Consider the following 11197-nt stretch of genomic DNA (forward strand, 5'->3'; position numbering starts at 1 on the left):
GTGCCAATGCGGTAGATCACGGCCGAGCACATGCCTTTCGATCTCCCTACCTTCTACCTGGTCGACTACTGACTGATCGCGTTCTGAGTCGATTGCCACTCACAGAAAAGGTTGAACCCATGCACGCGTACACCCGGATTCTCGCAGCCGTCTTCGTTCTTGTTACAACCGCCGTTCTTGCTCCTCAGGCCTCTGCCGACGAAGAGTGGGTTCGCGTCATGAGCATAGACAAGAAGGCTTCGGTTCTCTTTCCCGATAAGCCCGACAAAACCGAGACGGTCAGCAGGAAATCGCCTGCAGGAACCATCCGTACGAACATCCAACGGTACGAGAGGGAGGGAGCCCTACTGACGATCAATGGGACCACGCTTCCCCGTGCGGCCCTTCGCTTCGCCGGGGAGAAGAAGATTCTCGGCAACGCAGCGGAGGGCGTCCTCGGAAAGTACTACGGCAAGAAGGTCTCTGAGAAGAGGACCACAATTGACGGCGCGCCTGCGGTCGTCCTGGACTATCGCGTCCCGGACTACGACGACAAGGACCACCCCGGCTACCGTGGCACCGCGATCGCCCTCCTCGTCGACGACCGCCTTTACGTCGTGAACTCGATCTTGACGAAAGAGAACCCCAAGGCGAAAGCCATGCAGCAAAAGCTGCTGGGATCGATTCGGGTTCACAAATAGTCAGACGATCTTTGCAGCGACGCTAACGGTCTCGGTTCCTCCGCCGGCCTTCCTTGGGCTCTTCGGCTTCTTGGGCCTCGTCTTCTTTGGACTCCTCGGCCTTGCCTTCCTTGGGCTCTTCGGCCTTTTCGGCCTTGTCTTCTCTGGCCTCTTCGGCCTCGCCTTCCTTGGGCTCTTCGGCCTTTTCGGCCTTGTCTTCTCTGGCCTCTTCGGCCTCGTCTTCTTTGGGCTCCTCGGCCTTGTCTTCTTTGGGCTCCTCGGCCTTGTCTTCTTTGCGCTCTTCGGCCTTGTCTTCTTTGCGCTCTTCGGCCTTGTCTTCCTTGGGCTCTTCGGCCTTGTCTTCTTTGCGCTCTTCGGCCTTGTCTTCCTTGGGCTCCTCGGCTTTCTCTTCTTTGCGCTCCTCGCTGTGTTCGTCGGCGAGCGCGACCGTGGGAAGCGCCAGCGCCAGTACTGCGGCCAGAATTATCTCTTTGAGCTTCATCACGTCGTCTCCTTCATCCTTCGTTGCTCTGATTAAGTGTCAGTGAGCCGGACGACCACCTTGACGAGGTCGCCGCTGTAGGAGTAGTGGTTCTTCACCCGGTATTTGGAGAACAGATGCCGCGGCCAACCACCCCGGGCGAGGCCGCCAAAGGTCCACAGCTCTCCGGCGCCGTACGTAGATACGACAACGCCCACGCCCTTCGTGCGTGCATAGCCGTCCGCCGCATAGCTGGCGTTCGGTTCATTGGCGCACCCGATCCACCGGATGTCGGGATCGTCGATGATGGCGTCACACACCGGGTACACGAAGTCGCCGGGACAGCCGAACATGTCTGTGACGCCGAGCTCTTTGAGGCGCGAAAGCACGTATTGAATAACGGTTTGAGTCACTTGTATCTCCTTCCTGTAACTATCGGCGAACGCCCAGAAATCCGATAGTAGGAAATTCCTGGTTCTTACCACCCCGTGATAAGACGGTTGCTGGTCCTGTTCCCGCGTCTACGATGTCACATGCAGCGAATATGCGCTTCGCGCGCCGCCCGAGGGGGCGACTCCTCAGGTCCAGGAGGCGGTCGAGCAGGCGGAGGCGGCAGTCGAGGTCGGTATCCCAGCAGATTTCACGATCGAATTCGGGGACGCCGACGACTGGATTCAGTTCAAGGCCGGCGAGTGGCTCAAAGGCGAGCTCAAATGGATGCGTCCGTTTGCGTCGCTCGCGTATGTTCTCCAGCTCAGAGCCCCACCGGTATCTGCAGCGAGATGTTGAGGCGATATGCGTGCTTGAGTGCGGGCTTGACCCAACCCCTGCTGAACACAGAGGTCTGATACTCCCCATAGAAGTTGAGCGTGTACTTTGGCTTGATCAGCACGTAGCCGACGCGAATGGGTAGCGGGGTCCAAAACGCCTTGTTTCGCCAGTCGTAGCGAGCCTGCATGTCCCCGTTCTGAAGGTAGACGCCTTTGCCGAGCTGAACGGCGAGGAACGGATTGATGATCAGGTCGTTGGCGAACACCGTGTTCGGCCTGCTCGCATCGATCTGCCCAAACACCTGCTGGAGGAGTAGGCCGATCAAGACGCGGTCGTTCGCGAGTCGCTGAATCAGCGCCGAGGCCAAGCCGTACTGCCACTGTCGCGCGCCCGAGGGGCCGAGCTTCGAGGTCGTGGCGGGGGTGACGATATCGGGCCCGATCCCGAAGCGGCCCGTTCCCCAGTCGACGGGCACAATCAGCGCGAAAATGTCGGTAGGGCTCAAACCCCAGGTGCCGTCTGCGGCTTCGGAAACGCGAATGGTCAGGCGTGGCAGGATCGAGATTTTGCCGGCCGGGATCGGCGCCACGAAACGGAACTGAAAGAATCGCCGAACTCCTGGCGGCCGCGAGCCGTAGTAGCGCGGGATGCCTTGGTACGCGAACTGTAGCGACCACTGGGCCGCCGTGCTGTCGACCGACATCGATTCGCGGCTTTGGTCGCCGCCGGCCTCCCGCGGAGCATCGCGCCCGTCTGCAAGCTCGGGGACGATCGCCTCGTCGACTCCGAGCCTCTCTTGCTCGCTCGCGTCACTTTCCGAGGGAGGCTCCTGCGCGGTAGCTCCAAGAGCGAAGAGCCAAGTCATGCTTGCCGCAGCAACGGCCTTCGTCATCGAAGCGATTGCAGCATAACTCCACAAGGGATCCATTGGGTACTACTCAGCCACGCTTGCGAAATCGGTTTCCTCGATCTGCGGAAGCTTCCAGCTTTGATCAAAGAAGGGCTCGGTCGGTCCGTAGAATCGAAAATATGGGAACCAGGCACGCCCCGGAACGGACTTGATCCAGTTGCTTTCCCATCCCTCGGGGGCTTTCGGCCCAATGAAGATGGGCGTCGAGCCGTCCGGATTTGTCCTTACCCCTTCATGCACCGATCCGCGCTCGGCCCGTTTCTGGTCCGTCGTGATCAAGCCACGCGTGTCCACGTCGTAGATGGTGACCGCCCAGAACAGGCTGACCGGCGGGTTCGCAGGTACGTTGATCACGTACGACCGATCACCCGCGAGTGCGCGGCCTTTGGTGTCCAGGAACATGCCGCCGTAACCCATGCCTAAACCCGGCTTGGGGAAAGACATCCGCTCGGAGGTAAGACAGGCTTCATACGTAAAACGGGCGCGCGGATCGAATCGATCGAAATACTTCGTTCGCTGGGTGTTCTCCATGGCATCGCCGGGCTCAGAGCCCTCTACGCGCCCAATGATCAGGCGCCAGCCATCGTCACGCAGTACGCCTGGTAAACGCTCACGGAAGACCATGTTCTTGGCCATCGCTTCACCAACCAACACAGCGTCGGCCAAGATCTCTTTCTGTCGCTCGCTCGGATCGAAGGGCTTGCCCTTTTCGATGCCCATTTCCTTGAGGAAATACATGAAGAAGCGATCACGCTCTTCGACCGGTTCCTCCTGCAGGATGGCATGAAGCATCTCCCAGTATTTCATGCCACGCGGCTGATAGTTGCGACCGGGTTTGTTGTCAGAGGGAATGATGGTCGCAGCTCTGGGCGTTTCGCCGTTGTAGTACAGCTTGAACCCGCTGACGACCTGGTCGCGCTCTCCCGCGGGCACGCTGAGTCGAGACACCAACCAGACGTTATTGGTTTGCAACTCGATGGACTTGGCGCCCTCGATGTAGGGGATCTCCGATTGCGGTGTTTCGGGACCGGCGATCACCCAGGTGCCTCCCTTACCTGCATTGGGACCGAACAGGCCATAATCAAATCCGCGCTGCCAGAAGTCGATGCCGAGGCCAATGATCGCGCCTGGCGGGACCTCGAAGACAGCCGCCTTGTCCTTGACGTTGGTCCAGCCGAACAGGTAGGGGGTCGTCTCGTTGGCCGTGAGGATTTGCGAGCGATCGTCGAACTGGGTCGCGTAGACCATCTGGTTCGGCTTCATGTCGTAGAGGTCGAGATAGGATTGGCGCCACTGGGCCTGTCCCATGATGGGCAACGACCATAGGTAGACCTGCACCGCACGGTGGTAGTCCATCTCGTAATAGAGCTTCTCTGACGTTTCCTCGGTGGGGATGCCGTGGTCGAATGTCAGTTCACCGATATGGGTCTTCACCTTGTTCGGGTACGTACCTTTCTGCGTAGGAAACTCTTGGCCGACCACGCGTGCATAGGACGGCGACACGGTGGGGACCGCGACTGGCGTGGCTTTGTCGTCGACGGCTTCGATTGGGCCTTGCTTTTCGACACAGCCAAGCACCGCGCAAAAAACCGCCAACGCCGGCGCAAACACTCTGTAGATGACAACCATGAGTAGGGTATCCTTTGCGAACCTATGCCTACGGCTGAGTGGGTTCAAGCTATTTCGCCTTGCTCCGGATCATGTCAATCGCGGGCTGAAGGTCCTGAGACACCCTGGCCTCGATGAGTCTTGGGCCTCTCTGCCCCATCGCCTGTTCGAACTGCGTGTGGAAATCTTCGGCCGTCGCGACGCTGACTGCCTGCACTCCGATTCCCTCCGACAGACCGACCCAGTCGATGGAAGGTCGATCAAGCTTCAACATCGACAACATCTTGTCGGTCGGTCCTTTCTGGGCAACGCGGGCAAGCTCGAGGTTGAGTATCCCGTAGTCGTCATTTCGCAGGACCACGACGGTGACATCGCAGTTCTCCCGGGCGATGCTCCACAGCGCCTGGGGGGTGTACATGCCGGAACCGTCGCCCTGGAGCCCCACAACTTTACGATCCGGGCAGGCAACGGCAGCCCCCAGCGCGAGCGGCAGCCCATTGCCAATGGCGCCACCACTCGGGGCGAGAAGATAGTCATGACGTCGGGCATGCCTTGTTTCCTCGAACAACTGTGACGAGGCCGTGATCGCCTCGTCGACCAGAATCGTATCATCCGGCATGAGCAAACTCATGCTTTGACCGATCGCCTCGACCGTCAGCTCGCCAGCGGGTGGTTTCGGCTCAACACGTCGGACACGTTCCGTCGTTTCAACGCCCGCGCCGACGGCAACTGCCAGATCGTTTAGAGCCGCCGGGATGTCGTGGTCGGTCGTCGCCAGCGTCCAAACCACGCAATGTTCGGGGATCTTGGACAAAGGCATGCCCTGATAGGCAAAGGTGGCAACTGGATTGAGGGCGCCCACGAGAATGACCTGATCCACCTCCCGAAATTGTGGGAGGGACATCTCCAGTAGATACTTGACGATCGGGACGTGGATCCTGCCAGCGCCGCGGGCAAACCTTCCGGGCGTCGTTTCGGCCATGATCTGGGCGCCGGTCTTGGCGGCGATCCGACCGACTATCTCGAGCTCATCGTCGCGAAGGGCTGGTCCGCCGAGCAACAATACGGTCTTGCGTCCGCTTTGAAGACGATCGGCAGCTTCCTGGACGGTCTCAGGGGAGACGCGGGGCGACGAGATTGGATGTTCGTTGACCGGTGTTCCGGCGGAAGGATCCCAATGGCAGTCGGTCGGCGCAATCACCGTGCAGATCTTGCCTGCCCCCATGGTGGCATACCGCGCCGCCGCCGCGCCGATCACGGCCAAATCGCTGGCGGAACGTGCCTCTCGGGTCCAGTGCGACACGACTCTTGCCAAATCGATTACCCGACCGCCGACCATTTCGTGCTCGGGAAATCGATATTGATGGTAGGTGGCATTGGCTCCGACCACGTTCACCATCGGTGTGTTGGCACGCCCCGCATTCTGAAGGTTCGCGATCCCGTTCGCGAAGCCAGACCCGACATGCAACAACGTCAATGCGGGTTTGCCGGCCATCCGTCCGTATCCGTCGGCCGCACCGGTGACGATATTCTCCTCGAGGCAAAGAATCGGGCGCATGTCATCCGTCAGCCCCATCTCGTAAACCAGTTGCATCTCGGATGTGCCGGGGTTCGCAAAGCAGGTATCAATTCCCGCGTCAACAAGTGCCTTGAAGAGAGATTGCGCTCCATTCATTTCATTCCATCCGTTTCGATCTTCCGCTTCGCTGCAAACACTCTGCGGGTGACAATCATGAAGAGGGCATCCTCTGCGGAGCTTATTTCGTCCTGATTTGGTTAGTCAATCACTGGCGGCGCCCCGTCAATTGGGGTCTCGCCGAATCTACTCCATCACCACGAGCCATAGCCAACTCAAAAAGGCATCTGCGCTGCGAGCTGACTCGAGGACGCACCAGCTCCCTGTGGCAAGGCAACCTAGGAAATCCAACCTAATTTTTGTATAAGTCTCGCATGCAAAGCGCCATGGGTTTGATCTGCCGGCGCGTTCCGCTCCTGCTGTTGGCTACCTTTGCCGGGGTGGCGACGGCCTCTGCTCAGATGGACGCGGAACCGCGCCGGGACCAGGCCGCTCCAGACACCTCGGTGGTCGTGGGGAAGGACGAGAACGGGTTGATGAAGGCATACACGATCGAGTTCGGCGATGAGAAGGATTGGATCCAGTTGCTATCGGGGGAGTGGTTGCGCGGCAATGTGGAGCGGATGCGGGATGCAAGGCTCGACTTCCACAGCGATGAGATCAAGGAGATCACCTATGACTGGAAGAAGGTGCAACAGCTCCACTCGCCGAAGGCCAACACATACCGCTTCACGGACGGCACGAAGCTCGTCGGACCCGCCATGATCAACAAAGAGCTCGTTACGGTACAAACCGAGACCGGGATCGCGATGCGAAAGCGATCCGAGCTTAACGCGATTCTCGAGCACACGCCGCGCGAGGGAGACTACTGGTCCACGGTGCTGCGCGTGGGGCTTACCGCCAACGCAGGCAACACGGAAAACCTGAGCTTCAACGCATTCTGGCTGCTCGTCCGCGAGGACAGTTTGACGCGCACGGCGCTCAGCTATGACGGGACGTTCGGCACTGCCGACCGCACAGAAGTGGCGAATCGGCATCTCGGAAGCGGCGAAGTCAACGTCTTCGTCTATCCGGGGATCTATGTCATCGCGGCGAACGCGCAGCTGCTGTACGACAAGTTCCAAAACGTCCGGCTTCGTGCCACGCCCGCCGCAGGCGCGGGTTTTCAACTGATTGCGACGTATGTCGTCGACTGGAAGCTCGAGCTTGCGCCCCTGGGATATCAGTACCTGTCGTTGCTCGAGCCGGCGGCGAACGTGAGGAACCCGCAACACGACGGGCTCATGATGTTCCGAATGTTCGCGGACATCGATTTCACGGACGACATCGAGCTACTGCTGGAGTGGCGATCGAATCTCGTGTACACGACCATCGGCAACACCAACCATTTGGGCAATGTGATCTTCAATTTGCGGGTGACAACCATTCTCTACTTCAACACGTCCTTCTTGTACCTGAGGACGAGGCAGCCGTTCCCACAGGCCGATGGGACCGTGCCGGGGAAGAACGACTATCAGCTGGTGGTGGGAATCTCGTTGCACATCAGCTAGCCGAATCTATGACCCGAAGTGCGCCGTGAGACCCGACCTCGACGGGGCGCATACCCGAGTTATTGCTCGCGGGCGTCGCTGGCGCTAAGCCCCTATGGATTTGAAGGCCAGTCGACTCGACACGGTGGGTTGGGGAGCTATTGTGGTTCTCTTTTTGTCGGCGCCTTTGCTGCAGCCTCCGCACGGGGCGAGCGCGCAGGAGCGGGAAGAGGAGCCGGCCAAGCCAACTCCGGAAGCTCCGACCACGGCTGCGCCGACGGAGGAGGCGACTCCTCAGGTCCAGGAGGCGGTCGAGCAGGCGGAAGCGGCAGTCGAGGTCGGTATCCCAGCGGACTTCACGATCGAGTTCGGGGACACCGACGACTGGATTCAGTTCAAGGCCGGCGAGTGGCTCAAGGGCGAGCTCAAATGGATGCGGCAAACCGACAACGAGATGGAATTCGAGAGCAAGAAGCTCAAGCTCATGCAATTCAAGTGGTCGGACATCGTTCAACTCCACGCCGCGCGGATCAAGACTTACGTCTTCGAAAAGGGCATCGTGGTGACCGGAAGGGCCATGGTCACCAAGGAGCAGGTGATCATCGAGACGGTCGAAGGCGTGAAAGTCTTTCCTCGCGACAAGCTCGTATCGATCATCCGCGGAGAGCCGAGGGAGCGAAACTACTGGTCGACGCGTCTACGGGCAGGCTTTTCGGGAAATGCGGGAAACAGCGAGCAGATCTCGCTCAACGTGTTTTGGCGGCTCAAGCGTGGTGATGAGCTCAGCCGCACGCTGATTAGTTACGAGGGGACGTTTGCTTCTGCGGCACGGGAGGAAACCGCGAATCGACACCTCGGCGACGCCAGCCTGACCCTCTTCATTTCGCGGCGTGTCTTCATCACGCCGATCAAGGGCCAGCTCCTGAACGACCGATTCCAGAACCTCAGGCTGCGCGCGACGCCGACGGCGGGCGCCGGCGTCCATATCTTCGATACGAAGGTCAAGTGGGATGTCGACGGGAGCCTCGGCTACCAATTCACGAACTTCCTGAGCACGGCGGCGGGAATCAAGAACCCCCAGCATGATGGCCTGTTCGCGGCGCACACGTACTTCAAGTGGACCTTCGTGCCCGATAACAACCTCGAGCTCGATTGGCTGACCAACGTCGTCTACACCACCATCGGCCTCACCAACCACATTGGAAGCGCGAAGCTCAAGCTCAAGGTGGTCAGCATCTTCGAGTTTGAGACCGTGTTCACGTTCTTCAGAACTGAAAGACCCCCGCCGAGAGCCGACGGGACCGTGCCCAAGCGAAACGACTATCAGGTCGTCATCGGCCTCGTGCTGAAGATCAACGAGTAGCAATCACAAATGAAGGAGCTCGACATGCAAACCGCACTAAGCATTCGGCAACCCGGGCCGGCGATGGCCTCGACGTTGTTCATCGTGGTCATCGCACTGCTCCCGGGGGTCGCCTTCGGACAGGAGGAGAAGACGACGCCGATAGCGTCGCCTACCCGGGAAATCGACCGGTTCGTCGAGAGTACGCAGCAACGCGAAGCCGAGCTCGAGGAGCTGCGCCGGGTGGTCGACGAGCACGGAGATCGGCCCGGGGCAAAACTCGTCCGGGCCGAGCTTTCGCGCCGGCGCGCTCGAAAGCGGCGCGACCTGTCGAGGTTGGTCGCCCTCCTGACAGAAGCAGACACCTCGGGAATCGATGTTTCGGCAGCGCGCGAAGTCACCGTTGGGATCCTAGAAGGAGACCGGCTGACGCTTCTGAAGAACCTCGAGAAGACGAGGCTCGAATCATTCGACCTCGTCGACGCCGCCGAGCTCGGAAGCGCGGCCGAATCGGAAGTGGCGCGCAGAAAGCTCGCCATACTGATTCCAAAGATGGACCGTATCGTCGGCTACTTGGACATGAACCTCGACCAGCGAAAACAACTTGGCGTCGACGTCGAAGCGGACATCTCAGAGCTCACGACGGGCATCCAGCTCCGTGCGGACTTCGCGGCCAGCCTGTTACAGGGCACCAAGGAGTGGATCGACGACATCTCGGCGCTCCCTGGAGTCGACAAGGATACGGAGGCACAACGAGAGCTGGCCTCGCTCCGAAAACAGCGGAACGTGCTCGCGGAGAGTCAGCACCTCAACGTGGGCCTGCTCGACAAGCACGGCCTAGAGACGTCGGAGCTGAAGCTCGGAATCATCCTTTTCACCGGCAGGCTATCCCAAGACATATTCGATGAAGGCGTGGCCGCCGGTTGGGCGCGCGAGAGGCTGGACGATCTCGGCAATTGGCTCGGCAGCAGGGGGGTGGCGTTCCTGTTCGAGGTCCTGGTTTTTTCGCTGGTGTTGTTCGGGTTTTGGATCTTGTCCCGGCTTGCTCGGGAGGCGGTTCGGCGCGGGCTCGGACGCGAGCGGTGGAAACTCTCCACGTTGGCAAGAAACTTCTTCATCAACGCCACCGGCCGGCTCGTCATGCTGCTCGGCCTCGTCGTCGCATTGGCTCAGGTCGGCATCGAGCTCGCTCCTTTGCTCGCCGGCCTCGGAATCGCAGGCCTGGTGATCGGGTTCGCAATGCAGGACACGCTGTCGAACTTCGCGTCTGGCCTGATGATTCTCATCTATCGTCCTTTCGACGTTGGCAGTTGGATCGAGGCGGGAGGCGTGACGGGACAGGTCGACCAGATGAGCTTGGTCTCGACGATCATTCTCACCGGCGACAATCAAGAGGTCATCCTGCCGAACAAACAGGTCTGGAGCGGTATGATTCGCAACATCACGCAGCGGGACATTCGGCGCGTGGATATGACGTTTGGGATTGGATATGCGGACGACATCCCTCACGCCGAAAAGGTGCTTTCCGACATCGTGGCTTCTCACGACAAGGTCCTCAGAGATCCGGAACCGCTGATTCGGGTAAACGAGCTGGGGGATTCGGCGGTGAATCTCATCGTTCGGCCGTGGGCCAAGACCAGCGACTACTGGACCGTGTACTGGGACATCACCCGAGAGGTAAAGCAGCGTTTCGACGCCGAAGGGATTTCCATTCCCTTCCCGCAGCGGGACATGCACTTCTACCGCGAATCTGCCGGTCTCCAGAGCGAAAAAGCGAGCACATAGAGAGCCTGCGGGCGCTCCGCGCTTTTCATCTCTCGCCCGGCTCCCCGCCGCGAATAAGCCGAAGGCGTTGAGCGCGCCAACCACGGCCGAGCTCGGGACCAAGACCCGAAGCGAGGGCCGCGCAGTTTTGTTGGCAGACAAAACTATCCCTTGCCCCAACAAGTTGGGTCCCAGGTTGACCAATTCTGTCACTGGCTGTCACCCGTTGTCACTGAGAGTCACAGACGGATCAATCCCCTTCGGGGAACCGGACGGGAGAAAGATCGCGATCTCGCGCAACTTTTGGAGGGGCAAAACCAATAACAAGAGTGAGGCAATCACCTTGGCGCGGATCATTGGTCAAACAGACAACTCGAACGAGGCAGCTTTGTCTCAGGCGGCGGTCCCTGATCGCCGATTCACGCTTCCCGAGATCGCTAGGGCCGCCCGTCGATGGCTTGCTCCGGAGCCGCTCGAGAAGCTGCTGCAAGAGTTGAATGGGGAAGAGGGGAAAGAACCGAAGCTAGCCCCTGCACGAGCCACGGACCGAGAGCGTA

General features: G+C 59.8%; 9 protein-coding genes. 4 read left to right on the top strand and 5 right to left on the bottom strand.

Going from position 1 to position 11197, the window contains the following annotated elements; translation table 11 throughout:
* Positions 1-218 precede the first annotated feature (218 nt).
* Positions 219-680, top strand: coding sequence for a hypothetical protein (locus HKN37_03925; GenBank protein ID NNE45788.1), 462 nt, complete (start codon positions 219-221; stop codon positions 678-680).
* A gap of 22 nt (positions 681-702) precedes the next feature.
* Here HKN37_03925 and HKN37_03930 read toward each other — a convergent pair whose 3' ends face one another.
* The 5 genes from HKN37_03930 to HKN37_03950 form a co-directional block, all read right to left on the bottom strand.
* Entirely contained in the window at positions 703-1164 is a 462-nt protein-coding gene (locus HKN37_03930) for a hypothetical protein (GenBank protein NNE45789.1), read from the bottom strand.
* 29 nt (positions 1165-1193) lie between these two features.
* Positions 1194-1553: a hypothetical protein gene (locus HKN37_03935; GenBank protein NNE45790.1), complete on the bottom strand. Its 360-nt coding sequence runs from the start codon at positions 1551-1553 to the stop codon at positions 1194-1196.
* A gap of 341 nt (positions 1554-1894) precedes the next feature.
* Complete coding sequence (locus HKN37_03940) at positions 1895-2803, bottom strand: hypothetical protein (GenBank protein ID NNE45791.1); 909 nt, start codon at positions 2801-2803, stop codon at positions 1895-1897.
* 42 nt (positions 2804-2845) lie between these two features.
* Positions 2846-4450, bottom strand: a complete 1605-nt coding sequence (locus HKN37_03945) for a DUF1254 domain-containing protein (GenBank protein ID NNE45792.1) — start codon at positions 4448-4450, stop codon at positions 2846-2848.
* A 49-nt stretch (positions 4451-4499) separates the two neighbouring features.
* Positions 4500-6104 (bottom strand): acetolactate synthase large subunit, encoded by a 1605-nt coding sequence (locus HKN37_03950; protein NNE45793.1) that lies wholly within the window; start codon positions 6102-6104, stop codon positions 4500-4502.
* 287 nt (positions 6105-6391) lie between these two features.
* On the opposite strand from HKN37_03950, the gene HKN37_03955 reads away from it, so the two are divergent.
* From HKN37_03955 to HKN37_03965, 3 genes are all read left to right on the top strand, one after another.
* Entirely contained in the window at positions 6392-7555 is a 1164-nt protein-coding gene (locus HKN37_03955; GenBank protein ID NNE45794.1) for a DUF481 domain-containing protein, read from the top strand.
* A 100-nt stretch (positions 7556-7655) separates the two neighbouring features.
* Positions 7656-8897, top strand: a complete 1242-nt coding sequence (locus tag HKN37_03960) for a DUF481 domain-containing protein (GenBank protein NNE45795.1) — start codon at positions 7656-7658, stop codon at positions 8895-8897.
* Between the two features lie 24 nt (positions 8898-8921).
* The gene (locus HKN37_03965) at positions 8922-10661 is read left to right on the top strand and encodes a mechanosensitive ion channel family protein (protein ID NNE45796.1); all 1740 of its coding nucleotides are present in this window, start codon (positions 8922-8924) and stop codon (positions 10659-10661) included.
* The last annotated feature ends 536 nt before the right edge of the window (positions 10662-11197 follow it).

Source organism: Rhodothermales bacterium, assembly GCA_013002345.1.
Taxonomy (GTDB): Bacteria; Bacteroidota; Rhodothermia; order Rhodothermales; family JABDKH01; genus JABDKH01.